The organism is Scatolibacter rhodanostii, from assembly GCF_900197595.1.
Classification (GTDB): Bacteria; Bacillota; Clostridia; order Oscillospirales; family Acutalibacteraceae; genus Scatolibacter; species Scatolibacter rhodanostii.
This window is the reverse complement of sequence record NZ_FZLO01000001.1, coordinates 524,731-551,175: the sequence shown is the minus strand read 5'-3', so window position 1 is coordinate 551,175 and position 26,445 is coordinate 524,731. Positions and strand designations below refer to the sequence as shown.

19 protein-coding genes are annotated in these 26,445 nt (G+C 37.8%); 8 read left to right on the top strand and 11 right to left on the bottom strand.

The annotated features are described in order from the left end of the window. Positions 1–64 precede the first annotated feature (64 nt). Both CS931_RS02465 and CS931_RS02460 read right to left on the bottom strand, forming a co-directional pair. Positions 65–1,222 carry a serine hydrolase domain-containing protein gene (locus CS931_RS02465; protein ID WP_099204169.1) on the bottom strand — a complete coding sequence of 386 codons (1,158 nt, stop codon included), beginning with the start codon at positions 1,220–1,222 and terminating at the stop codon, positions 65–67. Between the two features lie 67 nt (positions 1,223–1,289). Beyond that, positions 1,290–2,069: a PocR ligand-binding domain-containing protein gene (locus CS931_RS02460; protein ID WP_099204168.1), complete on the bottom strand. Its 780-nt coding sequence runs from the start codon at positions 2,067–2,069 to the stop codon at positions 1,290–1,292. Between the two features lie 381 nt (positions 2,070–2,450). On the opposite strand from CS931_RS02460, the gene CS931_RS02455 reads away from it, so the two are divergent. The 3 genes from CS931_RS02455 (at position 2,451) to CS931_RS02445 (ending at position 7,748) form a co-directional block, all read left to right on the top strand. After that, on the top strand, positions 2,451–4,886 hold the full coding sequence (locus tag CS931_RS02455; protein WP_099204167.1) for a glycoside hydrolase family 94 protein: 2,436 nt from the start codon (positions 2,451–2,453) through the stop codon (positions 4,884–4,886). 303 nt (positions 4,887–5,189) lie between these two features. Next, positions 5,190–6,383, top strand: coding sequence for an FtsW/RodA/SpoVE family cell cycle protein (locus CS931_RS02450; RefSeq protein ID WP_099204166.1), 1,194 nt, complete (start codon positions 5,190–5,192; stop codon positions 6,381–6,383). 102 nt (positions 6,384–6,485) lie between these two features. Next, entirely contained in the window at positions 6,486–7,748 is a 1,263-nt protein-coding gene (locus tag CS931_RS02445) for an AI-2E family transporter (protein WP_099204165.1), read from the top strand. Between the two features lie 175 nt (positions 7,749–7,923). Here CS931_RS02445 and CS931_RS02440 read toward each other — a convergent pair whose 3' ends face one another. After that, positions 7,924–8,913, bottom strand: coding sequence for an aromatic acid exporter family protein (locus CS931_RS02440; RefSeq protein ID WP_099204164.1), 990 nt, complete (start codon positions 8,911–8,913; stop codon positions 7,924–7,926). Positions 8,914–8,992: 79 nt separating this feature from the next. Continuing rightward, complete coding sequence (locus CS931_RS02435; protein ID WP_099204163.1) at positions 8,993–9,760, bottom strand: GNAT family N-acetyltransferase; 768 nt, start codon at positions 9,758–9,760, stop codon at positions 8,993–8,995. A 432-nt stretch (positions 9,761–10,192) separates the two neighbouring features. Here CS931_RS02435 and CS931_RS02430 point away from each other — a divergent pair, with 432 nt between their 5' ends. From CS931_RS02430 to CS931_RS02420, 3 genes are all read left to right on the top strand, one after another. Continuing rightward, a complete protein-coding gene (locus CS931_RS02430; RefSeq protein ID WP_099204162.1) occupies positions 10,193–11,887 on the top strand; it encodes an aminoglycoside phosphotransferase family protein in 1,695 nt (564 codons plus the stop codon). 410 nt (positions 11,888–12,297) lie between these two features. Beyond that, positions 12,298–13,359, top strand: coding sequence for an NAD(P)-dependent alcohol dehydrogenase (locus CS931_RS02425; RefSeq protein WP_099204161.1), 1,062 nt, complete (start codon positions 12,298–12,300; stop codon positions 13,357–13,359). Between the two features lie 84 nt (positions 13,360–13,443). Next, complete coding sequence (locus CS931_RS02420) at positions 13,444–14,388, top strand: CobW family GTP-binding protein (RefSeq protein WP_099204160.1); 945 nt, start codon at positions 13,444–13,446, stop codon at positions 14,386–14,388. A 68-nt stretch (positions 14,389–14,456) separates the two neighbouring features. Here the strand turns inward: CS931_RS02420 and recQ are convergent, their stop codons facing one another. The 6 genes from recQ to CS931_RS02390 all read right to left on the bottom strand — a co-directional run bounded on the left by recQ (position 14,457) and on the right by CS931_RS02390 (position 23,007). Then, on the bottom strand, positions 14,457–16,721 hold the full coding sequence (gene recQ, locus CS931_RS02415; protein ID WP_099204159.1) for a DNA helicase RecQ: 2,265 nt from the start codon (positions 16,719–16,721) through the stop codon (positions 14,457–14,459). Between the two features lie 366 nt (positions 16,722–17,087). Next, positions 17,088–18,062 (bottom strand): ABC transporter ATP-binding protein, encoded by a 975-nt coding sequence (locus CS931_RS02410; protein WP_099204158.1) that lies wholly within the window; start codon positions 18,060–18,062, stop codon positions 17,088–17,090. Position 18,063: 1 nt separating this feature from the next. Further along, complete coding sequence (locus CS931_RS02405; protein ID WP_099204157.1) at positions 18,064–19,035, bottom strand: ABC transporter ATP-binding protein; 972 nt, start codon at positions 19,033–19,035, stop codon at positions 18,064–18,066. Between the two features lie 3 nt (positions 19,036–19,038). Beyond that, positions 19,039–19,875, bottom strand: coding sequence for an ABC transporter permease (locus CS931_RS02400; RefSeq protein ID WP_099204156.1), 837 nt, complete (start codon positions 19,873–19,875; stop codon positions 19,039–19,041). A gap of 16 nt (positions 19,876–19,891) precedes the next feature. Beyond that, on the bottom strand, positions 19,892–20,890 hold the full coding sequence (locus tag CS931_RS02395) for an ABC transporter permease (RefSeq protein ID WP_099204155.1): 999 nt from the start codon (positions 20,888–20,890) through the stop codon (positions 19,892–19,894). Between the two features lie 197 nt (positions 20,891–21,087). Beyond that, positions 21,088–23,007: an ABC transporter substrate-binding protein gene (locus tag CS931_RS02390; protein ID WP_099204154.1), complete on the bottom strand. Its 1,920-nt coding sequence runs from the start codon at positions 23,005–23,007 to the stop codon at positions 21,088–21,090. 596 nt (positions 23,008–23,603) lie between these two features. Here CS931_RS02390 and CS931_RS02385 point away from each other — a divergent pair. Beyond that, positions 23,604–25,304 (top strand): M3 family oligoendopeptidase, encoded by a 1,701-nt coding sequence (locus CS931_RS02385; protein WP_099204153.1) that lies wholly within the window; start codon positions 23,604–23,606, stop codon positions 25,302–25,304. A 137-nt stretch (positions 25,305–25,441) separates the two neighbouring features. Here the strand turns inward: CS931_RS02385 and CS931_RS02380 are convergent, their stop codons facing one another. Continuing rightward, positions 25,442–25,999: a DNRLRE domain-containing protein gene (locus CS931_RS02380; protein WP_099204152.1), complete on the bottom strand. Its 558-nt coding sequence runs from the start codon at positions 25,997–25,999 to the stop codon at positions 25,442–25,444. Positions 26,000–26,132: 133 nt separating this feature from the next. Here CS931_RS02380 and CS931_RS02375 point away from each other — a divergent pair, with 133 nt between their 5' ends. Further along, complete coding sequence (locus CS931_RS02375; protein ID WP_099204151.1) at positions 26,133–26,423, top strand: hypothetical protein; 291 nt, start codon at positions 26,133–26,135, stop codon at positions 26,421–26,423. Positions 26,424–26,445: the final 22 nt, after the last annotated feature.

The following is a 26,445-nucleotide window of genomic DNA, read 5'->3' as shown; positions in this document are numbered from 1 at the left end:
TCACAAGAAAAGAACCCTCTAATTTAGAGGGTTCTTTTCTTGTGATAATTTAAATAAAATAGAACTATAATGATGACATACAGATGTTTCTAATTCGTCTAGTCACGGCATCTGTGCCGGCATCTACTTTCTGCATCATTAAAATGAAAGAAAGGTTGTCTTTGGGACTATTGCAGTGATAAGTGCCAAGCCAACCGTCCCAACCGTATTCCCCTACACTGCCATTCAACACAGCTTGTCCAGGGTCAACCATAACCCTCATGAAATTCCCATAGCTATATCCGGCTAGTCCCTGCCAATCTTCAAGAGCTTTAAACTGACGTGGTGATAGTTGTGGAGATGTAAAATATTCAACGGTTTTTTTCGATAAGATAGAGCAGCCGTTATGAGTAAGGCCATGATTTAATAACATATTAGCAAACTTCATATAATCATCGATAGTAGAAAGTAAGCCTGCCCCTCCGGATTCGAACAAAGGAGGTGAAAAAGGTTTATTGTTAATATCTAGATGGTTATCCGTATAAAGTTTAGTGGTGCCGTCTTGACATCGATATATTTGAGAGAGCCTATCTGCTTTTTCGGTGGGAATCCAAAATCCAGTATCTTGCATATTTAGTGGTTCAAAGATTTCTTTCTGGAGGAATTCCGAGAATTTCATGCCAGAAACAACTTCAATAACTGCCCCCATAATATCACTTGATGTGCCATAGGCAAAAGAAGAACCTGGCTCAAACAGTATGCCGCACTTTGCAATTTGGTCGGCAAACTGCAAAGTAGTGAGAGACGAGTCATCAAAAACTTCTCCTACTCTTTTTAAGACAGGATGGCTAGAACTGGTGTCACCATAAGGCAGACCTGATACCATACCTAAAAGGTTTTTAAGCGTGATCTCATTTTTAGGGGTAACAAAGTTTTCCCCGTTCCAAATTTTCGTATCTTTAAATGAGGGAATATAGTTTGAGACTGGATCCAGTAAATCAATTAGACCTCTCTCTAATAGAATCATAGCGGCAGCGCTTGTTATCGGTTTTGTCATGGAGTACAGATGAAAAATAGAGTTACGTTCAATTGGTTTTTGTTTCTCTATGTCGGCAAAACCGCTCTCACAGTAATATTGCTCTTTTCCATCCTGAAAAATCAGTATATTGGCTCCGGCTATCAATGATTTCGACACAGCGTCATCTAATACTTTTTTTATCGTATTTAACTTAGTAGAATTCATGTGTATCCACTCCTCATCACCAAATAATTTTTTATGTTTCTAAACAAACAAAGCTGATTTCCATGTTTTACACTTCGACATTTCCCATTTTTTGAATAGAATCTTTCACCACATCAACTAGTTTAAAAATTTCTTGATAAGCTAGGGCTGATTTTTGAGAAACGTTTCCAATTTCTTCTGCTACAACAGAGAAACCCACTCCAGCTACACCTGCATGGGCGGCTTCAACAGAAGCATTTAGAGCCAGAATTTTTTCCATAGTAGCTACTTGCTGCAAATCTTTGGTCATTGCTTGAATTTTTTCAATATTTTCAAGTGAAATTTTTAGTTCAGAATCAAAAATATCTATTTTTTTAGTATTCAACTTTTTAATATAAGCTAAATTAACAAATTGATTTATAGTAGTTTTCAACGTATCCGTCGCAGCACGAATTACTTTTTCAGAACATACAGGAATCTTATTCAGTAACTTTATGTAATCTTCTTCGTTTACACCTATATCTCTGGCCATTGCTCTAAATTTATCTTCATTTGGTTTTTCCGTGAACACTTGCCCTGCTATTATTGTCCCCACTTTTTCATCTTCAACAACAATATCGACAGATACACGCATTAAACCAGTGTGTGAGAAATAGGCATTTATCTCTTTCATGTCTGATTTCATAGAGTGTTTTGAAACGTTGCTATCTTCAGGGGTATATTTCATGCAAAACTCAGTAAAATTACTACCTTTTGTCAGATAGTTACCTTCAGTATCTACGGCAACGGCGGCAAGTCCAGTAGCAGTAGAAAAATCGTTCTGAATTTCTTGTAAAACAGCTACATCCACAAAATTTCTAATGTTCATTTAAATTCTCCTTTATGTCATCATAAATAGAAATGATTCAGCACGATATGACAAAATATTTATCCTGATTTTACCACATCTATTTATTTTTTGCACTAGTTTTATTTTAAATTTAGCATATTTATTTAAGCAAATTAACAAATATTATTTCTTTATTATAAATTAGCAGAGGAAACTGGCATTTTGTTCAGTAAAAACAAAAATTCTTTTTTAAAAAATATTGTATTTCTGGTTTGGTATTTGAGTTTCGTGAATTTCGTTGATTACTATCTTGCCCATTGCAATGATGTTGTGTATAATTAATTCAATAAATGAATTTACTAAATCGTTTTCGTTAATTATTTTGTTTTTAAACAAATAAATAAAAAGGAGACCTAAATCATGAAATACGGCTTTTTTGATGATCAGCGACAAGAATATGTGATTACAACCCCTAAAACACCTTTGCCTTGGATTAACTATCTTGGTTGCAACGACTTTTTTAGCTTGATTTCCAACACAGGTGGTGGCTATTCCTTTTATAAAGACGCGAAACTGCTCCGCTTAACTCGCTATCGCTACAACGATATTCCAGCCGATGTCAACGGAAAATACTTCTACATAAAAGACAATGATACTGTTTGGAACACAGCATGGCAGCCGACAAAAACAGAATTAGATTCTTATGAGTGCCGCCATGGTATTGGCTATAGTATTTTTAAAAGTAGCAAAAACGGACTTCAAGCAGAACAACTGAATTTTATTCCTATGAATGACACTTGCGAAGTTATCAAATTAACGCTAACAAACACGTCAGATATCAAAAAGTCTTTTCAGCTTTTTTCCTATGTAGAGTGGTGTCTTTGGAATGCTGACGATGATATGAAGAATTTTCAGCGTAATCTTAGCATTGGTGAAGTTGAAATTGACGGCTCTGCCATTATTCATAAAACTGAATACAGAGAGCGGCGCAATCACTATGCTGTCTTTGGTGTTAATACCTCCATTAACGGTTTTGATACTAGTCGGGATGCTTTTTTAGGTGCCTATCGAGGCAATGATAATCCTGAGGTCATCGAGAATGGGGCTTGTACGAATTCTGTGGCAAGTGGTTGGTCACCTGTGGCGGTGCACCAATTAAATGTTGACTTGGCCCCTGATGAAAGTCGTAGTTTCATTTTTGTTTTAGGCTATTTAGAGAATGCGAATGAAGAAAAGTGGGAATCACACGGCATTGTAAACAAAACAAAATCTCGTGAAATGCTTGCCCGATACCATACTGATGAAGATGTTCAAAAAGCATTTGAAGAGCTTCAGCTTTACTGGAAGAATCTGCTTGGAAAATTGCAGGTTGAATCTAACGACGAAAAAGTCAACCGTATGGTTAATATTTGGAACCAATATCAGTGTATGGTTACTTTTAATATGTCACGTTCAGCTTCTTATTATGAATCCGGTATTGGACGAGGTATGGGTTTTCGAGATTCATGCCAAGACTTGTTAGGCTTCGTCCATTTGATTCCGGAACGTGCAAGAGAACGTATTATTGATATTGCTTCAACTCAATTTGAAGATGGCAGTGCGTATCATCAGTATCAGCCCCTTACCAAAAAAGGGAATTCTGATATTGGAAGCGGTTTTAATGATGATCCCCTATGGCTAATTGCCAGCACAAGTGCTTATATCCGTGAAACGGGTGATTGGTCAATCTTAGATGAAAGCGTTCCTTTTGATAGTGATGTATCTACTGCAAAACCTTTAATGGAACATCTCAAACGATCTTTTGATTATACTGTCACACACAAAGGACCTCATAGTTTGCCTTTAATTGGGCGTGCTGACTGGAACGACTGTCTAAACTTAAACTGTTTTTCTGAACATCCCGGCGAATCATTCCAAACCTTTGGACCAAGTGAAGGGCCTGTAGCGGAATCTGTTTTCATCGCTGGTATGTTTATTAAGTATGGTGAAGAATACGCCGAGCTTTGTGATTTAACGGGTAATCAGGAAGAAGCCGTTTATGTACGCAAAGAAGTTGCTGAAATGAACAAAGCTGTATTAGAAAGTGGTTGGGACGGTGACTGGTTCCTTAGAGCTTATGATGCATTTGGTGAAAAAGTGGGTTCTAAAGAAAATGAAGAAGGCCAGATTTATATTGAGCCACAGGGTTTCTGTGTGCTTGCCGGAATCGGTGTAGAAGAAGGTCTTGCCGAAAAAGCACTTGACTCTGTTAAGAAACACCTTGATACAGAATATGGATTGATGATTTTGCAACCAGCCTATACGAAATATCACGTGGAGCTGGGTGAAATTTCTTCCTATCCCCCGGGCTATAAAGAAAATGCAGGTATTTTCTGTCACAATAACCCTTGGGTATCAATCGCCGAAACCGTTCTCGGCCGTGGTGACCGTGCTTTTGAAATTTATCGAAAGACCTGCCCTGCTTATGTGGAAGGTATCAGCGAAATTCACCGTACTGAACCCTATGTCTACTCTCAAATGGTGGCTGGACACGATGCTAAATATCATGGTGAAGCAAAAAATAGCTGGTTAACTGGTACAGCAGCATGGACATTTGCGAATATTTCTCAATATATTTTAGGCCTCTACCCCACTCACAAAGGCTTGCAGATAAATCCCTGTGTACCAAGTGATTTTGGTGATTTTAAGATGACTCGTGAATATCGCGGTGTCGTTTATCATATTGAAGTATTAAATCCTAACAATGTGCAAAAAGGGGTTGCTTCTATGCTTGTTGACGGACAAAAAGTTGACAGCAATATTATCCCCTATTCTGCCGACAAAAAGGATGTAAAGGTTATTGTAACCTTAGGTTAAATTTAATTACAAGCCTCTGCCAAAATTATGGTTCCCTTCATAATTTTGGCAAACTCCTAAAAGCTATCCATAGAAACACAAAGTCAGCTTTCTCCTTGAAAGCTGGCTTTGTGTTTCTATATCAGTTTCTACAATCATTTTTTGTTAATAAAAGATAGATTGAACTGGAAAATAGAATGTGTTACAATGAATTGCAAAGTATTTCTTATGACAGGTAACAGAAACAAAATTAAGCAAATTTAAAAGCTGTTTTGACCTCTTTATAGCGTACATTACTTATTTTAAACTAAGATGAGGATTTAAATGAAGACAAAAAAAATTGGCAGTACAATCTTTTCTTATATACGCAGAAGTGATATTTTATTGTGGATCAATATTTTAGTAATTTCGGTGTATAGTTTAGCCCTACTTAAAAGTGTTTCTCGATCTCCCTATGCATCAACTGATTACACCAGAACGCAGTTTTTAGCCATCATTTTAGGCTTGATTGGTGCGGTTATTATCTCGCTAATTGACTATGAAAATTTGGCGAATTTGTGGGCGGTCATCTCTATCTTTTCTTTTGCTATTATGCTTTATACCATTTTATTTGGTATATCGGTAGAAGGTAGCAATGGCGTAAATGCAAGGGCTTGGATTCAAATTGCAGGCCGTTCTTTTCAGCCCTCTGAATTGGTAAAAGTACTTTTTATTATCACATTCGCCAAACATCTTGATGCTTTAAAGAAAAAAGGGATGATAAACGAACCTATTCAAGTAATTCTTCTGTTTGCACATGCCGCTGTCCCTATGCTGCTTTGTGTTGTGCAGGGTGATGCTGGTGCCGGTGTGGTTTTCTTCTTTATTTTTTTAACGATGAGTTTTTCGGCGGGTATTCAACTGCGCTATTTTGTGATTTTATTCGCTCTTTTTGTTGTCAGTATTCCAATTCTATGGAACTTTGTCATGGATGATTATCAAAAAATGCGATTTGATGCTCTTAATAATTTGGATGATCCTGAAATACAAAATAATATTGGCTATCAGCAATACCATGGACGAACTTCAATTGCCAGCGGTGGTTTTTCAGGTTTTGGTTTAAATCAAGGTAAACGTGTGGCGGCCAACAGTGTTATTTATCAGGAAAGTGATTTCATACTCAGCGTTGTCGGTGAAGAACTCGGTTTTATCGGCATTATGAGTGTTTTCTTTTTGCTTCTATTTTTAATGTTTAAAACACTTCGCACGGCAAGTCAGGCGCGCGATGAATTGGGTCGTTATATGTGTTTTGGCTTTTTCGGAATGATTGCTATTCAAACCATTATTAATGTTGGTATGGTTTTGGCTCTTTTGCCGGTTATGGGTGTTACGTTGCCGTTCTTTAGCTCAGGTGGTTCTTCTGCCATGTGTTTGTATTTTGGTTTTGGGCTGGTTGAAAATGTATATATGCGGCGAGGTGAAAATGATGGTTCACGCCTAGTTCGAAAACAGCCTCTGCGCTACCCTATTTCAAGATGAATTAAATACTGACTACATGATGAGGTGAAAATATCGCAATTCTTTTGTTTAATTTTATTTGCGGCCAAACAAATTTTTTATAAATAGAAAGAAGGTGACTCTATGTTTCAACTCAACAAGGACAATATGAAAAAGATTCTATTTATTATTTCGTTTGGCTTAATTCTCTTTTGGGTACTAAGTCATACGTCTGTCGTAGTAAGCGTCATTACGAATCTGCTCACGATACTACAGCCTTTTTTGTTAGGTCTTAGCCTTGCTTTCATTTTAAATGTTTTGCTGCGTCCTATTGAAAAACTATGGGATTGGATAGCGAGCAAGTTTGTAAAGTCGCATAAAAAAAAGAAGCCTCTAGTATCTTCAAAACAAATGACTGCTACTCAGCAAACCAAAGCAGTGTCACAATCGCTCGCAAAAAAAGAATCTTCAGTGGCATGGCACCAAAAAATAAAAAGACCTGTATGCTTGCTTTTAAGTACAACGATTATCGTCGGTGGCATTTTTGTCATTATATTTATGATATTGCCAGAAATTCAGCATACCGCTGCCAATATTGTACAAATGTTTCCTCAGTATATGGAGCGAATTGAAATTTGGTGGAAACAGTTGTCTGAATTTTTAGCACCCCATGCTATTGTTTTACCTGAACCAGAATCTTTACTCAATGAACTTCGCACAACCTTAACTAATCTTCTGTCTGAAAGTGGGCAAGGCTTTTTTAATAAGACAATTAATATCACGGCTTCTATTTTTTCAGGCGCATTCAGTGTAGTTTTAGGTTTTGTGCTAGCATTTTATATTTTATTGCAAAAGGAAACACTTGGACGCCAAATCAGAAAAGTTTTATCAGCCTTTTTACCATCCGAAAAAGTAAACCGTATTATTGGTTTTTCTGACCTAACTAGTCGAACTTTCACAAATTTTGTGACAGGTCAGCTCGTGGAGGCTATCATTATTGGATTGCTTTGTTTTATTGGTATGAGTGTGTTTTCTATGCCCTATGCGCCTGCTATCTCTGTTTTGGTGGGATTCACCGCGCTAATTCCCGTCTTCGGAGCCTTTTTTGGCACGATAATTGGTGCCTTTCTAATTCTCATGGTTGATCCTATTAAAGCGTTGGCGTTCATTATCTTTATCGTAGTTCTTCAGCAATTAGAGGGAGATTTTATTTATCCTAAAGTAGTGGGAAAATCGGTCGGCTTGCCCGGTCTTTGGGTGTTAACAGCGGTTACAATTGGTAGCAGGGCATTTGGCTTTTTAGGAATGCTAGTAAGTGTACCTGTCTGTTCTGTCTTATATACAATGTTAAAATATACTGTCAATCATCATTCAAAGCAAAAGCAAGAAAATGAGCTTGAAGTATAATTTCTAATCACAAGTTGAGACGTTTTGCTAATTAATGTTCTTCCGAACTTAACTCTTACTCGTAAAAAAACAGCCTGTTAGTGGGTTTGTTTACTTGAATGCTGCATTTTATCGCTTCATTCTGTAGGCAAAATCCATAGGGCTGTTTTTTAGTATGCTATTTGAAGGGGAAATTCTAAGAAGTCCAATACTGTTCTTTTTGCTCTTCACTTAAAGAATGAGCAAAGGTATATTTTAGAAGTAAAAAATGCTCTAATTCATCGAAGATTTGAAGAAGAATAGCCCGTGCCTCAAACTCTTCTCGTGTTTGCGGCAATTGACTCGATCGGAAAATATCTCGAATTTTATCTGCCGAAGCAAGCAAACATTCTGCGTTATTTGACTCGCCAAAAGTAGACACAATTTTTCGCAGAAAAGTAGCGATTTGTTCAGCTTGCTCAGGTATAGTTTCTAAACGTATCAAGTCGCTTTGTATACGTTTAAGCAATAAGTATTGATTTCGGCGCATATCAATATATTCACCATAATACCGCAAATCTAGGGTTAGGGCGTTTCCCGAAGCTCTATCTACTTCTTCTTTAGCCGCTTTCAAACGCTGTGCCAACCAATTCATTTCTTCAATCTCAATAAGCTGTTTAATCGATAATCCATTAGCCATAGATATCAAAATTGTTTTAATAACTTCGTCGATTTCTTTTTGGTTTCGGCGTATTTGATCTACACGTACTGACAGAAATATATTCATTAAAATTCCTACTCCCGCCCCAATGAGCAGAAGTAATAATTCATTTCCAAACATTCTAAAGTCCATAACTTTTTCTGCCCAAAAGTGAGTAATTAAGACAGAACACATTGCAAGAGCATTTTCTACAGAAAAAAAGTAACAAAATGCTGCAAAAAACAATAAATAGACAACAAACCCCAAAAGATTATATCCCAAAAGGGAAAATGCAATTTTTGCAAGGGCAACTGCCGTTAAAAAGGCAATTAATCGTTGTAGTGCTGTACGCAAGGTCTCTTTTTTTGTTTCTTGTAAACTGAGCAAAGTGATAATGCCCGCAGATGGAGCATAGATAAGCCCTAACAGCTGTGCGATAAAAATGGCAATACAGGCTCCAAAAGTCGCCTTGGCAATTTTTTTGAATTTACTCGATATAGATTTCATTCTTCCCTCCTTCACTTTTTATCCAATTTATTAGGCATCCTTAGGTAGGTTGATTGCCCAAGAAAAGCTGTCAATTTGCCTATTGATTTATTTCTTCGATAAATTTGATACTTTTAGCGGTCATCTGTACCCATGCTGGTTTAAATCCACTTCTAAGCGCATTTTTTACTGATTTTAAGTTTGACCATGCACAGCAATAAAAAGGAACAATGTCTCTATTAATAACCTCTATTGCTAATTGACTGGTGAGTGCGGAAGCAATTCCTTGGTTGCGATATTCTGGCAATACATCTATCCCAATTTGCCACATGGTTTCGCAATCTGCAGAACAACCGGCAAGACCAATTAGTTCTCCCTCTTTAAATGCACCAACAGCCAATACATCTAATTCTTTTCGCTTTTCGCAAAGAGCATTACTCCATGCGGGCAAATACAGACAGGCAAAGTCTTTAGGCCCTAATACTTTTGTCTCATACGCACAAGAGATAGAATGCAGCTCATTTATGTCCGGAAGAAAGTATTCTGCCATAAAACAGATAGCCATGCCACGTTTTCTTAATTCTTCGTTTAGCACATGCAGATTAGGTGTTTCAAAGCAATGCTCTACAGGGTATTTGTTTATGTATTGTTCTGTGAAATCAGCACATTCTTCGGATACTGAAGCTACAATATTTTTACCATAAGAGGTTAGATCACAATAAAAAGGCAAATCTAAATATTTTCTTGCTTTCTTATTCTTTTGCGAGAGTACAACTTTATTCTGCATAATTGTAAAATCTTCACTCTGACAATTGCTATCAATAGCGGATTGCTGCATTGCAGTTAGAAGAATTTCTTTGTTAGTCATAGATTTCCCTCATTTTCTTGACACAAGATTATTAACTTACGGATTAATTAATAATTATAGTATAGCAAACTGTTTATTTGAATACAATTTATATTTTAATATCGAGCAAACAAAAACAGATTATCATCAGCTTGGATTTTGTTTACAGAAACTTATAAAGCAACTTCAAAATCATTAATTTATCAGTTTGACAATTTGCTTGCTTTAGTGTACGATATTTACACTTTATCATGCGTCTGAAAGCTACTTTATAGGACACACGCCTTATTAGCATACAGCTAATTCATTAAAATTGCTCCCCTTAATGTGAATAAACTCATCGTTTTCTTTTATTCTAATCGCACGCTAATTTTGGTTAATATAAGGTTGATTTTTCTTCTATATTATTTGCCTTATTTCAATATAAACATATTAATTTAAAGGAGTGTATCTATGGCGGAGCTTAACTTTTTAAACAAAGAACCTATTCTCAAGGGATGGTCAGAGGATAAAAAATATTGTGTAACGCTAGAAAATCATAAAAAAGCTCTTTTGCGAGTTTCTCCCATTGAACGCTTTGAACAAAGAAAAAAGCTTTTCTCTTTGCTTACAAAGGTGTCAGAGCTTAATGTTCCTATGTGTGAACCAATATCATTTGAATGTCGTGAAGATGGTGTATACACCCTTTTGAGTTGGATAGAAGGAAGAGACGCAGAAGAACTGATACCGTTATTACCTGAAACTGAGCAGTATGTTTTAGGTATTACTGCCGGAAAGATTCTTAAAGAAATTCATAGTATTCCTGCGCCGCATGAGCAAGAAGACTGGTATACCCGGTTTAATAAGAAAACAAACACTAAAATGCAAAAATACAAAGAATGCCCATTGTCTTTTGACGGCGACGACAGAATGATAGAATACATAGAAAAGAACAGGAATTTGCTAAAGGACAGGCCTCAAACTTTCCAACACGGAGATTATCATATTGGGAACATGATGATTGAAAATGGTGAGCTTGTTATTATTGATTTTGACCGCTATGATTTCGGCGATCCTTGGGAGGAATTTAACCGAATTGTTTGGTGTGCACAAGTTAGCCCTCACTTTGCGACAGGAATGGTAAACGGCTATTTTAATGGCAACCCCCCTCTTGTGTTCTGGAAGCTGCTTGCGTTTTATATTGCCAGCAATACGCTTTCTTCTATTTATTGGTCTATTCCCTTTGGCCAAGAAGAAGTGGACGTCATGATGAAGCAATCACAAGAAGTGCTAGCTTGGTTTGACGATATGAGAAACCCCATACCCACCTGGTATTTATCAGACTTTTTTGTTCAATATATTGATGGTATTCCCTGCAAACTAAAATCACCATTTGATTTTTCTTTTCTTAGCAAATATGGCCAGGTCTTCAAAATCTATGATGATCAAGATTCCGGCAATATTTGCTTTGGCGTATCTAAAGATTCTAGACGCTATTTTGTGAAATTTGCAGGTGCTCCCACAGAAAGAACCACTATTTCTGCCGAAAAAGCGATTGCAAACCTAAAACAGACTGTTCCGATTTATCAGGATTTAATGCACGCGAATTTGATTCAACTGATTAGAGCGGAGGAAATCGGCGGCGGTTTTGCGATGGTTTTCGATTGGGTAGAAAGTCTTTGCATGGGAAGGATGTATCCCCTATCCAGACAAAAATTTATGCAGTTGGATATTCCAACTAAACTACGCATTTTCAATGAAGTTTTGTGCTTTCATTCATTTGTAGCAGAAAAGAATTATGTTGCGATTGATTTTTATGACGGTAGTATCTTATACGATTTAGAAAACGATAAAGCCGTTATCTGCGATATTGATTTTTATGCAAAACAACCCTATATCAATCGTATGGGACAAATGTGGGGCAGCGCTCGTTTTATGTCACCCGAGGAATCTACATTAGGTGAGTCTATCAATGAAGTTACCAATGTCTACACCATGGGCAGAGTAGCATTGGCTTTATTTGGCGATGAAACAAGTCAGGATTTTGAAGTGTGGACTCTCAATAAAAAACAATATGACATTGCAATAAAAGCGACTAACCCGTTACGCACCCAGCGGCAGCAATCAATCAAAGAATTTTATAAGGAATGGAATGCTGCTGAACTATAAATTTCTATAGGACAACCCTGTTTTGTAATTAATAATTCATGTTTATCTTTGCGGATTTCTGCCATGAAAAGACCTTTGTTATTCTAACGGAGGTCTTTTTCTTCTCTTATTAATAAAACGGTTGAACACGAAATAGCATAAGATTATGCAAATAAATTTCTAAGCTTGATTGGTTTTTAAAAGCCTAATATTTATTAAGAAAGGATTTTTATCTTGAATTTTGAATTAACTTCTTTTCACCATATTCTTAATTTGGCAATGTCAATTTGAAAGAAGATAGTGATAACTAACTCTCAACAAAATACCGATAAAAAAATATCGTTATCTTATTGACAAGTACTCTTTCATTGTGCTACCATGGACTTGTCCAAAATAAACAAATTTACCAGTTATGGGAGGATAAGTTTTCTATGAAAGGTTATGCAATGCTCAAAATCGGGGAATCCGGTTGGATTGAAAAAGAAGTTCCAAAATGTGGACCAATGGATGCTATTTGTAAGCCTTTGGCTGTTGCCATTTGTACCTCTGACGTGCATACATTATGGGAAGGCGCCGTTGGCGAAAGACATAATTTAATTTTAGGACATGAATGCTGTGCAGAAATTACTGAAGTTGGTTCTTTGGTAAAAGATTTCAAGGTTGGTGACCGTGTTCTAGTACCGGCCATTACTCCTGATTGGAATTCCTTAGCAGCACAAGCTGGCTATTCAATGCATTCCGGCGGCATGTTGGGTGGTTGGAAATTCTCTAACTTTAAAGATGGTGTTTTCTCTGAATTCTTCCATGTTAATGATGCTGACGGCAACTTGGCTTTGCTGCCTGCAAACATTGATGTTGTAAATGCTTGTATGCTTTCTGACATGGTTCCTACTGGTTTCCATGGCGTAGAACTTGCAGATGTTCAGTTTGGTGATTCTGTGTTGGTAGTGGGTATCGGCCCGGTTGGACTTATGTCTGTAGCTGCTGCTTCTATGCGCGGTGCTTCTCGCATTTTGGCTGTAGGTACTCGTCCTAACTGTATTGCTGCTGCTAAAAAGTATGGTGCTGATGAATTTATTAGCTATAAAAACGGCACAATTGAAGATCAGGTACTTGCCTTAACAAACGGCCAAGGCGTTGATAAAATCATCCTTGCTGGTGGTGGCAACGAAACCTTTGAATCTGCTGTTAAGTGCTTGAAGCCAGGCGGCAAAATTGGTAACGTAAACTACTTGGGTTCTGGTGATTATGTGCAAATTCCTCGTGCAGAATGGGGCGTTGGCATGGGTCATAAGATGATCAATGGTGGATTAATGCCCGGCGGACGTTTGCGCATGGAGAAACTAGGCTCATTAGTATCTTCTGGCAGACTAGATGTTTCTCCTCTTACTACTCATGTATTTGATGGTTGGGATCACTTAGAAGAAGCTCTATTCTTAATGCGTGATAAGCCTGCTGACCTCATTAAACCTGTCGTTAAGCTAGCTGACTAATATTGGCAAAAATTCAGCAGCTGGTATCTTGAATTTTCAAGTGCCGGCTGCTTTTCTTTTTAAGAGGAAGGAATCGTCTTAACCATGAAAATATTAGTTGTTTCCGGCTTTTTAGGAGCGGGTAAAACTACATTTATTAAAATGTTAACACAAAAAACCGGAAAAAAATTTATTGTTCTAGAAAATGATTATGCACAAGCTGATATCGATAGCGCTTTGCTTCGCGCAAGTACAGATCTCAATATTTATGAGCTGACTGAGGGATGTGTTTGCTGCAGTATGAAACAAGACTTTGCCAGTTCGATTCTTACTATTTCTAACACACTTGATCCTGAATATTTAGTTGTAGAACCTACTGGGGTGGCAAAGCTCAGCAATATTATCAATAATATTCGGCGTATTCAATATGAACAAATTATATTATTGAAGCCGGTTACCATGTTAGATGGGAAGACCTTTACAGAAGGCATTCACACCTATGGGGACATCTTCACAGATCAATTGGTAGCAGCTGACAAGATAATTGTCACTAAAATGGAACAGTCCTATGCTGAAGAGTTGCAAAAGTTAGAGGAGAATGTACGCTATTATAATACAGATGCAAAGATGTTGATGTCTCATTACTCAGAACAACCCACTGAATGGTGGAATTCTTTGTTTTCTGACTATCTTGATGAGGATTTTGCTCCTACACCAGAAAGCGAAACCGAAGAAAAGACAGATGTTGAAACGCTTTCGCTTACTTCCCCTTCGCTTGCTTCTCCTATCCAATTGATTAAAATATTAGAAGGTGTCGTCTCGGGTGTGTTCGGATCTGTTATACGTGCAAAGGGATTTTTGACTTGTGGGCAGACGTGGTTGTCGTTTGATGTAGTAGATAAGCTTTACTCTATTACAGGAATTGAACCCACAGATGAACAACAAGCTCGTTGTGTTTTTATAGGCAAAGATATCAACCACAAATGGCTGCATGAACTTCTTCAGCCGTCACACAAACCAATTCGTATTCGCCCTAAGCGCATGAAGTAATTTTATTTAAAAGAATAAGCAGCCTAATTAGATGAGTTTTACTAACTCATCTAATTAGGCTGCTTTTTTTATTTCTTAGATTTTTCTCTTGTCTGAAATTCTAAGATATCACAGATGTGTTCTATAATAAATTCTTGCATCGATGACGGATAAAGATTGACAGAATATTTTGCCTTCTCTCTCTCACGCTTCTCTTGCGAAATGCCAAACCGCAACCCCTTTTCACTAGGGATTTTTGTACGCTTCCCCTCCTGTTCGGAGATTTTCAGGTATCCCTGCGACATCAGCCATTCAGATATCTTTATAGGAGAGACAGTGCTACATTCATGTTCTGCCATAACAAGATTAATTGCCTGTGCTATGAAAGTAATTTGTGACGGCTTTTCTACTATCTCAATCTTTTTTAAAACATCTTCTGAGGGTAAAATCAATGATTTTAGATTGTCTTTCCTGCTTTTTTGCCCCACAGATTTAGACATTATGGGTTCTGTCTTGATTGATTTTTCCTTTTTATACTCTTTAATAATCTGTAGAAAACGCTCGCCGTATTTAGCAAGTTTGGCATCCCCTACTCCCGAAATATCTAGGAATTGCTTTTCGCTTTCAGGCAGTTGTACACACATTTCAATAAGTGCCTTGTCGTAGAAAATTACAAATGGCGGCACACCTTGCACATCTGCAATTTGCTTGCGCAATATTTTTAGGCTGTTAAAGAGTTCTTCTCTATCTGGCGGCAATATAGCAGTTCCACTCTTTCGTGTTTTTGCATTTTCTTTTACTTTCGATTTCACTTCTTTCGGAAGTTTCATTTCAAGAGAAACCTTCCCTTTTAATACATTTTGCGACTTTGAAGAAAAAGATAGAATAGCATACTGTCCGTCGTCTCTATGTAAATAATCTTGCTGAACAAGAAATTCAATCATACTGTGCAAAGTATGAACATCTTCTTGACTAATATTATAAGTCGAAAGCTTGTCAAATTCCAGCTCTTTGATCCTTTTACTCTGACTGCCCTTGAGCACATCGATAATGACTCCTGCTCCAAAACGTTCTCCTGTGCGTGCAATGCAAGATAATATTTTTTGTGATTCCTTTGTAATATCTATGGTCTCAAATTTTGTGCCACAATTGCTGCAATTCCCGCAGTGGGGTTTTGGACTTTCACCAAAATACCGGAGAATATAGCCACGCAGACAATCGGTGGTACGGGCATAAAAGGTCATGTCGCGCAATCTTCTATAGTCACGTTCTTTCAGCTTGGTTGCCGTTTCTTCATCTACAGAAAGAGTATCTTTTGCATTCTCTATTAGCCACTTGTTCATGACAACATCTTTTCCGCTATATAGCATTAAACAAGTTGCTTCACTGCCATCACGACCTGCACGCCCGGCTTCTTGATAATAGCTTTCAATGTCCTTAGGCATATTGTAATGCACCACAAAGCCAACATTTGATTTATCTATTCCCATTCCAAATGCGTTAGTAGCTACCATAATTTGAACTTTGTCGAATAAAAAATCCTCTTGGTTTTGATGACGCTCCCTATCTCCCAGCCCAGCATGATAACGTAAAGCAGAGTGACCTTGATGGTTAATTTCTTCGCAAACTTCTTCTACTGTTTTTCGTGTGAAACAATAGACAATGCCACTTTTATCACGATTTTCGTGTAAAAAATCAAATAAAGCCTGCATTTTATTGGATGGTTCTTGTACTTCAAAATACAAATTTTCTCGATTGAATCCCGTAACCAAAACAGTTGGATTTTGTAACTTCAATAACGAAAGAATATCTTCTCTTACACGTTTGGTTGCCGTTGCTGTAAAAGCCGAAACAATGGGTCTCTCCTCCAGCTGATTGATAAATTCGGGTATTTCGGCATAGCTTGGGCGAAAATCTTGTCCCCACTGAGAAATGCAGTGTGCTTCATCAACCGTTAGCATGGAAATTTTAACACTTCGGGCAAAGGTAAGAAAATCTGGAGTGAGAAGTCTTTCAGGAGCTACATAAATCAACTTGTATTTCCCGTTTTTAGCATTATACAGTGCGGCTTCTACTTGACGATAAGTAAGAGATGAATTGATATAAGCGGCTGGAATCCCCGATTGAATCAGTGCTCTTACTTGGTCTTGCATTAAGGAAATCAGTGGTGATACTACAAGCGTAATACCCTCAAGCATGATGGCAGGCAACTGAAAACAAATAGATTTTCCAGCTCCTGTAGGCATAATGCCTAACACATCTTTACCTGATAAAATGGATGAAGTTAGTTCCTCTTGTCCCCCGCGAAAGCTGTCATACCCAAAATATTTTTTTAATGTTTCCTTTGTTGTCATATGTCCTTCTCCTGAAAGTGGAATTATCGCATAAATTTGCGCTCAAATCTAGTCTCAATGCCTATTTACTATAAGTTGCTAACAATTGAGGGTTCGAATCCCCCACGGTGCTCCATAACAATTTAATGTCAATTTGCTAATAAGTTACTAACAGTATGTCCAAAGGTCCTTATTTCAATAATCTATATTTTGATAGACCACATTTTATAAAGATATTATCCCATACTCAGCCTAGAAAGACAAGTTTTCGATAATTAAAATAATAAGGCACAAAAAAGAGAGCGTATTTTAAGTAATACACCCTCTTAAGAGCAAAGATTATTTTATATAAGCTCTAAAACAGATTTCTACTAAGCAGACTTTGTTTTATGAACCCAGTAAAGGATGGAAACAAAAAACCTTACGATTATCATTGATTAAAGTCATCTCTGGTTTTTTGTTACGACATTCATCTGTGGCATATGGACAACGGGGAGCGAATTTGCAATAAGAAATAGAATACTCTTTTTCTTCCGTGTCAGGCAAAATCAACTCTTCACTCCATTTGTCACCCACACGGGGCACCGCATTCATTAAGAGTTCTGTATACGGATGCGCCGGATTATCCATGATATCCATAGCTTCGCCATATTCAATTAAACAGCCACGATAGAGAGTGGCGATATAATCTGAAACATAATAAGCCGTAGATAAATCGTGGGTAATGTAAATAAAAGAAACATTGTATTTATCTTTCAATTCTTTAAAGAGATTCACAATGTTCATTTTCATGGATGCGTCAATAGCAGCAACCGGTTCATCTGCGATAATAAGCTTAGGACGGGTAATCAAGGCGCGGGCAATGGAAATACGCTGTAGCTCACCGCCTGAAAATTGCGCAGGATATTTTCCTTTTACTACCGCTAATGACATACCAACGCTCTGCAGGGTTTCTTCTATCAGCTTTTCAGCTTCGTCACGTGTTTTTGCTATACCAAGACGTAAGGCGGTATTAAAGAGATAAGTATCTACTGGCTTACGAGCTGAAAAGGCCTCATAAGGGTTTTGAAAGATGGGCTGAACATCAAGGCGAAATTGCATGGGATCATATTTTTTCTTGTTCGCATAAGAATTGCCCGACAAACAAATTTCTCCTTCATCAGCTTGATACAAACGTAAAATCATTTTGCAGAGCGTACTTTTTCCGCAACCTGATTCTCCTACCACCGATAAGATAACCGGTTTTTCTCCATCAACTTCTAAAGAAATGCCATCTACCGCTGTCAGCTTTTTGCCACTTAGCATACCGCCAATTCGGAAGATTTTGCTGACATTTTTTATTTCTAAGAGTTTTTCCGCCATTTCAGTCCACCTCCTCCTTTAAGTTATGACAAGCTGCAAAACGCCCTGGTTTTATTTCACGGAACGTCGGCACTTCTTGTCGGCATAGTTCGGTAGCATTGGGGCAGCGAGGAGCGAAGCGACATCCGGGTGGTGGATTTGTGAGTGCCGGTGGCCGACCGGGAATACCAACTTTTTGACTTTTATCACCAACACGAGGCAAAGCGCCAACTAGCATTTTTGTATAGGGATGAATGGGTGTTTCAAAAATATCTTCTGTCTTCCCCATTTCGACAAAACTGCCTGAATACATGATTCCCATGCGGTTTGTTACCTGATAGTGAACGCCCATATCATGGCTGACCAATACAAGAGTATTCTTGAACTGCTTTTGCAATTTCATAAGCAACATAAGAATTCCTCTTTGCACCACAACATCAAGAGCAGTTGTGGGCTCATCTGCTAGTACAACATTAGGAGACATAAAGGTAGCAAGAGCTATAATAACACGTTGCCGCATACCGCCCGAAAGCTGAAACGGGAAAGCCTCCAAAATGTCTGGAGATAGGCTTAGTTCTTCTAAATATTTCTTGACTCGTTCTAGAACCTGTTCTTCTGTCTCACCTTTGGATTCATTCTTTGGAATTGAATCTAAAAACTGATGCTTAATACGTGTGATTGGATTCAATACACTTTGAGCAGCTTGTGGAACATAAGAAATATGGTTCCACCATGTGTTGGGAATTTCTCCGGATTCGTAAGAGAAAGCCTTACCGTTTTTTTCTCCGCTCAAAATCACTTTTCCAGAATCAATTTGCAGCGGAAATTGCACAATGTCATAGAGCGTTTTGAGAAGAGTTGTTTTTCCACAGCCTGATTCTCCGGCGATTCCAAAAATCTCGTTATCATAGATTTCAAAGTTCATGTCATTGATTGTTTTTACATTTCCATCCATGGTCTTATAGGAGGTTGACAGATGTTCAATTGTAAGCATAATCTATTTACCTCTCTTCATTGATAAGTAGTCATTATATCCCGTAATTAAGAGGAACAGACCGATAAATAGCAAAACTGTAGCGATAATGGGAGAACCAATCCAGAACCATTGTCCAGCAAAAATTGCATTACGTTCTCTTGCCCATTGAATCATATTGCCAAGTGAAATTAAATTGGCCGGTGACAAACCTAATACGGCAAGACTTGATTCAGAAGCGATGGCAGACAGTGTCGCATTCATGAAATTTGACAATGACCAAGTCAGTGCATAAGGAAGAATTTCTGTCACAACGACTTGAACAGTACCCTCGCCTGAAAACCATGCAGTATGGATAAAATCTCTTTCTTTCATGGTGAGTGCCATCGAACGAATCTGTCTGCTAGGCCACGCCCAAGCGAACATAGCGAGCACCAATGCCATTAAAACAACAGTAGACGAACCTTTCATCAAAGACGTCATCAAAATTAGAATGGGCAAAGATGGAATAACCACAAAAGTATCGGTGACAATGGTTAACACCCTGTCAACTGCTCCTCCTGAAAACCCAGCTAATAATCCAACAAAAACACCTACAACGGTACCAATGGTTGCTACGATTAAACCAATTAGCAACGAGTTGTGAATTGACTCTATAAGCAGCCACATGATGTCTTGTCCCATGCTGGTCGTTCCTAACCAATGCTGTGAATTAGGTAATAGTTTTTCAGGATATGTATTATAGGTAAATGGGTTTATATGAGGGATATAATATATGACAAATCCAATAAAAAAGAATATAAATGTCATAATCATGCCAACTTTTAATCGGCTGTTTGCATTTCTCCAAAATTTCTTCATCTATTTCACCCCTTCCTCAACTATATCTGATGCGTGGATCAATAAAGGGATAGATTAAATCCACAATCAGCGTAGCGGTAGAAATGGCGACAATAGAAATAGTGATGCAGCCCAAAATCATGTTATAATCTGACTGCAAGATTGCTTTTTGAATTAATGTCCCCACACCCGGATAACCAAAAATAATTTCTGTCATGATAGATCCACTAAATACACCACCCAAACTCATTGCCAAAGCTGTAATCTGTGTAAGGATAGAGTTTCTGAATACATAGCTCTTTCCAATTTCAGGCTCAGGCACACCCCTATAGCGAGCAAATGTTACGAAGTCTTCTTCTGCGGTGGTTCCAGAAAGCGACTTCATAGAAATAATCCACCAACCCACTCCAATTAGTAACAAGGAAATTGCCGGTAAAATAGATGCTTTCAGCAAAGATGACAGAAATGCACCTGCTCCGCCAAGAGAATTAATGGTAGACTGCAACGGGAACCATCCCAATAAGTAAGCAAAGATAATTTGAAGAAGCAACGCAATAATAAAGTAAGGTACAGGATAAATGCAAATGGCGATACCTTCCATTATTTTTGACGAGCGCTTATTCTTGCGAAACCCGGCCTGCAAACCAATTAAATTTCCCACTATCCAAGCAATAATGGTTGTAGTGAGAGACAGACTTAATGTAAAAGGCAAGTAAGTCGAAATAATTTCTCCGGCAGCCGTTGGATAACTCATTAGAGAAGGGCCAAAGTCAAAATGAAGTAATCCGCGCCAAAGAAAAGTAGCATACTGTTCTAGAAGCGACCCTTCTAGCCCAAACTGCAAACGCAGAGATTGACGTAAAGTTTCCATTTGCACAGGATCCATCTGTCCAGAACGAGATTGAATTTGACCAATCATATTTTCTACAGGATCAGAAGGAAACATTCGAGGAATAAAAAAGATAAAAGTCACACCAATCCAAATCGTTAGTGCCCAAGTTAAAAGACGCAATCCTAAATATTTACGAAATTTCAATGATTTCACCTCTTTTTTACGGGTAGATGGCTAAATGAATCAATACCCTTTATTGGCCGATCTATTAAATATGACCAATTGGGTTTGATTTTTTCAAGCCACTTCAAAACAAAAATAAAAAATACGCACGTCGCTATTTCGGCGACGTGCGCCTTGTGGTTCAGTAAAAATTATTCTTTTTTACTGTCACCCATAGATTATTCTGATACTGGTGAAATTTCTGCGGTGATATATTTAAAGCAACTCCACCACCACCATGGACCATTATATGGATTTTCTGAATTAGGATAATTGTTCCAATAAGTGCTGTTTGTAGGAACGAATTTAACGCCAGAATGGAAACCGATAAAAGGCATATCCTCAATCGCAATTTTCATGAAATCCATTGCCAAATCATATGATTTTTCGTCATCTGGAGACAGTTTTGCCATCTCTTGAATGATTTTAGTTGCTTCTGCATTATCCCAACGGCTGCCTTGACCGGATCCTCTTTCACCCACTGGAACAATCAGATCAGCATCCCAACCGTTAATCTGAGAATAGATATCTTTCGTGATACCGCCAGTTGGCCAATATCCGCCGATTTCATAGTTACCTGTTGTGCCGTTGGTATCCCAAGTTGCACTACTTTCACTAGAAATGTTACAATTTAATCCAAATTTGGTTAGCTGGTCGTAAGCAGCTGTTACACCACGGCCGGCTTGTGCTTCTGTGTCAGCTAGATAAGTCATGTTAATTGTAAATGGCTTGCCTTCAAAATACCAACCATCCGATTTTTTCTCTAGACCAGCTTTAATCAGTAATTTTTCAGCAGATTCAGGATCATATTTCCAACATCCGATTCCAAACATATCAATGAGAGCATCTTCATCGGTTGGAATGTCATAACCTTTTTCTGTAAGTGTTTTTGCCATTCTTTCAGCATAACCTGAATCGAAAGGTTTCACGGTTGTACCGTCGCCCAAATCTAATTCAAATTCTTCTACCCAAGATTTTAAAGGTAAGTAATAGAGTTCTTGCATAGCATTGGTAGCTGTCAGAATTGGGAATGGACTGGCTCTGCCAACACCACTGAAAATACTGTTTGAAATTTCATCAAAATTCATTGCCATAGCAATTGCCCAACGGAAATCAGGATTGTTATAAGGGGCTTTCGACATTTGGAATGAAAGACCTTTTGAGCAAGGATCATCACTGGTTGCGTAAGGGAAATCATCATACCAGCAAGCAATGTTTTCATTCTCTTTTGTCATGACCTCTAGCATTTCAGGAGTCACTTCGCACAGAATATCAACTTCATTATTGATTAAGCTCATTTGACGGGTTGTGTCATCACCAAGTACCTTAAACCACACATATTTTGCCTGCGGCATTTTACCTGTTACGACGCCCACTGTACTATCTTTCCAATCTTCACGGCGCTCATAGAGAATCCATTTTCCTAGCTTATCAAAAGCTTTTACCGTGTAAGGTCCTGCTACGACAGGTTCACTGTCTTTAAATGTTGTTACATCATCTTGTTTAGAGTAGATATGTTCCGGTACAATTCTCAAATCGTTGCCCCAAATGGTAACACCAAATTTAAGTGCCAAACGAGGGAATGATTCTTTTGTAACGAGTTTGACCGTATAGTCGTCCACTGCTTCAACAGATTCAAATACGGTATTGTAGTAATCAGACTGGCTGATTCCAGAATTGGACATAATCATGTTAAAGGTAAATGCGACGTCTTCTGCATTGAGATCTTCGCCATCAGACCATTTAATCCCTTTGCGGATTTTAACGGTGTGTTCAGTAAAATCTGCATTTGATTCGGGCATGCCTTCTGCGACTTCACCGAACTGCTCGCCTTTTACTGTATCCATTTCCCACATCATTGCTGACATTAGCTGATGAATACCGAACCCCATTGTTGTACCTTGCATGTACGAGTTAAATTGCCCGGGTACATCTGTTGGACTTTGTGCTTCTACGATAAGTGTTTCTTTACGGGGAGTGCCTACCTCGGTAGTGTCGCCTGAAGCATTCTCACCGGTATCACAACCGATAAAGCTAACAGACATCAGAACCGCTGCCATTACGAGGGAAAGCAGCTTGAAAAACCTTTTTCTTCGCATAGAAAAGCCTCCTAAAATTATTAAATACCCTATCGACAACCTCAAACTTACCACTTGCCTTCATGTTGAGGTTAAATCCATCGTGAAAGACCTATCGCGCTCTTAAATTCCTGCTATTTTATGTATCGGTATCGTGCATAATATATGCTCCTGTTCCTAAAAAAATTTTGACTTTCGTAAAAACTAATGACATCTTAATATATTTTTATAGTTCAGTCAATAATTTTTATGCACTATTTCTATTATAAATTTGAACAAATTGTGTCTAAATAAAATGAATTTTATTTAATTTTGACTTAATTGCACGAATTAAGTCAAAATGTATCGAATAAACGTAGTGTAATTCAAAAATCAATTCCTATACTTTAATTATTAAAAGACAAATACTATTTCAAAGTTGTCATATATCATGAATAATTTATAGATATAGAAACAAGCTAATAATCGCCTTGTATATCACTAATGCTTATGTTACAATATCTGGTATATTCATATGAATAATGAATATAAAGCATATCTATTTAAATTTTGGATTAGTATCCTTTATTTTGATTGGTTATAGTATTCGATTTATTACTCATTTAGGAGGTATTAACATGAAATTTTCCGAGCTGCCCTATGAAAGAATCAATTTTAGCAAAGTTAAACAGCAGGCAGAAGAGCTTGTACAAAACCTCAGTGATGCAAAAGATTTTTTGACGGCTGAAAGAGTTTTTTTGGAGTGGGATAAGCTTAGCTCGCTCATTAGCACAGCGTCTAGTTTAGCAAATGTTCGCCATACCATAAACACAGAAGATGTTTTTTATGCCGAGGAGAAAGATTACTATGATGAGATTTCTCCGCAATATCAAGAACTAAGCCAAAACTTTATCAAAGTGATGCTAGAGACCCCCTTTCGCAAAGATTTTGAAACCAAATATGGTGACCTTTATTTCAAGAACGCAGAAATTGAGATGCGCACTTTTACACCTTCTATGATAGCTGATCTTCAACAAGAAAATCGTTTGGTTTCTGAATACGTTAAATTAATTGCCTCTGCCCAAGTAGAATTTGAAGGAGAAACACTAACACTAGCCCAGATGACTCCTCATATGCAATCGACCAACACAGAAAAACGGATTGCTGCTTGGAATGCCTATGGCAGCTTTTTCATGAATCATGCCGAACAGTTTGATTCTATTTTTGACCAACTTGTAACGATTCGTACGAAACTCAGTCAAACTCTTGGGCATAAGAATTTTATTGCTCTAGGGTATGATAGAATGACGCGCAATAGTTACAATGAGAAAGATGTCGAAAAATTCAGAGAAGCCGTTCAAAAGCATTTGGTTCCGGTTGTCACACGTTTAAAACAAGAACAAGCTAAACGAAATGGGGTTGCCTTCCCCATGAAATATCCGGATGCCGAAATCAAATTCCCCTCAGGTAATGCTAAACCAACAGGAACTCCCGATGAGATTTTAGCTTACGGTCAAAAATTGTATCGTGAATTATCGCCTGAAACGGCAGAATTTATTGATTTTATGATGGAAAATGAGCTGTTTGATGTCGTTTCTCGCAAAGGCAAAGCCAGTGGAGGGTATTGCACCGAATTTTCTGAATATAAAAGTCCGTTTGTTTTTGCCAATTTCAATGGCACTGCAGGCGATATTGAGGTAATTACTCATGAAGCGGGTCACGCTTTTGCCGCTTATCAAGCTCGAAATATTGTGCCGCTTGAAAATCGTCAGCCTACCATGGAATCAGCAGAGGTCCATTCTATGTCTATGGAATTTTTTGCATGGCCATGGTGTGAAGGCTTTTTTGGTAACCAGACGCAAAAATTCTATTATCAGCATTTAGAAGGTGCTCTTACCTTTATTCCTTATGGCACTATGGTTGACCATTTCCAGCACGAAATTTATAAAAACCCTGAGATGACACCAACAGAACGTCATCAATTGTGGTCGGAATTAGAAAAAAAATACCGCCCATGGTATCAGGACACCGAAACTCCTTTCTACAAAGACGGACGCTTTTGGCAACGGCAAATTCACATCTATGAGATGCCTTTTTATTATATCGATTATTGCTTGGCACAAACTGTCGCTTTACAGTTTTGGGCAACTATGCAAGAAAATCGTGAGGATGCCTGGAAGCGTTATATGAAATTTGTTTCTAAAGCAGGGATGCTTACTTTTGATGGCCTTGTAAAGACTGCTGACATGACTTCTCCGTTTAATGACAGTGCTTTAAAAGATGTCGCAGATGCTGCTACTAAATGGCTGAATCAATTTGATCAATCGACCTTAATGTAATCGTATTTTTTTGCTATAAGTAGGACCCCAACAGTTAGCCACCCCTTGATATGGGAAGTTAACTGTTGGGGCCTTTTTTTGAATGGAATGCATTTAGCTTATTACAAAAAATAATTTGTTACTTTACAAAAGCGTCTTTAGGGCGTGCCGATGTCAACGGCGCATGGTGCAACATGCATTGGAAAATTTACCCCATCCAATGTAATTCGAAGGATGGGATGCATTCCTCTGATTTTATACCGGTTAGAGGCGTATGCAAGATAAGCAGCCAAAGGGTCCGCCCTTAAAAGAATCCCTTTGTTTTCTAGACTTTGATCTATCCATGCCTTTACGATTTCGGTAATATCAACCTCTGTATAACTCTTCTCTATTTGATCTTTATATTCAATTGACAAATTGTCTACCACTTGCGGCGTTTCATAACAATGTCCGTAAACACTAAAAAAATCCAGAAAAGGATAAACAGTATACCTGTTGTTTCTTGTATCCAAACAGATTGGCTCTTGCAAGGGAATTTTAAAGAGAATTAATCTTGCGCTTTTTATTTGATTTAAAAATATAAATAAGGGCAGCTCAAAAAAAAGACAAATTTGAGAGTTGCACCCAAGATATAATTTATCATTTTGGTAGACGGTGTATTGACTCTTTGGAATTTGACTAATTGATTCTGTGCATTTTATATCTATCATTGCCATTTCTTTCCCCCTTATCTTTATATGTGCGAATTGATAGACATGTGCAATTTCTTTATTACGCACAGATATCTTGTCCTTGAATATAATAAGTTTGAGAGCTTGTAATTCTTAAAATTAATGAAAGGAAGATTTTATGACAGATATAGCCGTTACTGTTGCAAGTGGCACCCCGTTTAATACAGATGATAGTAATGCCGTATTATCGATTACTGTAACAAATACAGCACTTGTACCATCTGCAGCTAGCACAAATGCCTATTATTATATTAGCTTAACTGATGGCACAACTACGGAAACTTATACTTTTTCTGTAGCTGTCACCGGTTCTATTACTGCTGGGCATGAAGAGAATTTTGTAGTCGAAAATACGACCTTACAAGCGATTACAGATTCTTCTGGAGCCATCTATTATACAGCAGCATAGCAAATTTATTAACGATTATCTA

What these genes read in the sequence shown, in the direction of transcription:
- recQ (WP_099204159.1), bottom strand. Translation starts at nt 16,721, where the DNA reads ATGACAACAAAGGAAACATTAAAAAAATATTTTGGGTATGACAGCTTT.
- CS931_RS02435 (WP_099204163.1), bottom strand. Translation starts at nt 9,760, where the DNA reads ATGACTAACAAAGAAATTCTTCTAACTGCAATGCAGCAATCCGCTATT.
- CS931_RS02410 (WP_099204158.1), bottom strand. Translation starts at nt 18,062, where the DNA reads ATGGCGGAAAAACTCTTAGAAATAAAAAATGTCAGCAAAATCTTCCGA.
- CS931_RS02465 (WP_099204169.1), bottom strand. Translation starts at nt 1,222, where the DNA reads ATGAATTCTACTAAGTTAAATACGATAAAAAAAGTATTAGATGACGCT.
- CS931_RS02450 (WP_099204166.1), top strand. Translation starts at nt 5,190, where the DNA reads ATGAAGACAAAAAAAATTGGCAGTACAATCTTTTCTTATATACGCAGA.
- CS931_RS02375 (WP_099204151.1), top strand. Translation starts at nt 26,133, where the DNA reads ATGACAGATATAGCCGTTACTGTTGCAAGTGGCACCCCGTTTAATACA.
- CS931_RS02420 (WP_099204160.1), top strand. Translation starts at nt 13,444, where the DNA reads ATGAAAATATTAGTTGTTTCCGGCTTTTTAGGAGCGGGTAAAACTACA.
- CS931_RS02430 (WP_099204162.1), top strand. Translation starts at nt 10,193, where the DNA reads ATGGCGGAGCTTAACTTTTTAAACAAAGAACCTATTCTCAAGGGATGG.
- CS931_RS02425 (WP_099204161.1), top strand. Translation starts at nt 12,298, where the DNA reads ATGAAAGGTTATGCAATGCTCAAAATCGGGGAATCCGGTTGGATTGAA.
- CS931_RS02445 (WP_099204165.1), top strand. Translation starts at nt 6,486, where the DNA reads ATGTTTCAACTCAACAAGGACAATATGAAAAAGATTCTATTTATTATT.
- CS931_RS02460 (WP_099204168.1), bottom strand. Translation starts at nt 2,069, where the DNA reads ATGAACATTAGAAATTTTGTGGATGTAGCTGTTTTACAAGAAATTCAG.
- CS931_RS02440 (WP_099204164.1), bottom strand. Translation starts at nt 8,913, where the DNA reads ATGAAATCTATATCGAGTAAATTCAAAAAAATTGCCAAGGCGACTTTT.
- CS931_RS02380 (WP_099204152.1), bottom strand. Translation starts at nt 25,999, where the DNA reads ATGGCAATGATAGATATAAAATGCACAGAATCAATTAGTCAAATTCCA.
- CS931_RS02385 (WP_099204153.1), top strand. Translation starts at nt 23,604, where the DNA reads ATGAAATTTTCCGAGCTGCCCTATGAAAGAATCAATTTTAGCAAAGTT.
- CS931_RS02400 (WP_099204156.1), bottom strand. Translation starts at nt 19,875, where the DNA reads ATGAAGAAATTTTGGAGAAATGCAAACAGCCGATTAAAAGTTGGCATG.
- CS931_RS02455 (WP_099204167.1), top strand. Translation starts at nt 2,451, where the DNA reads ATGAAATACGGCTTTTTTGATGATCAGCGACAAGAATATGTGATTACA.
- CS931_RS02390 (WP_099204154.1), bottom strand. Translation starts at nt 23,007, where the DNA reads ATGCGAAGAAAAAGGTTTTTCAAGCTGCTTTCCCTCGTAATGGCAGCG.
- CS931_RS02405 (WP_099204157.1), bottom strand. Translation starts at nt 19,035, where the DNA reads ATGCTTACAATTGAACATCTGTCAACCTCCTATAAGACCATGGATGGA.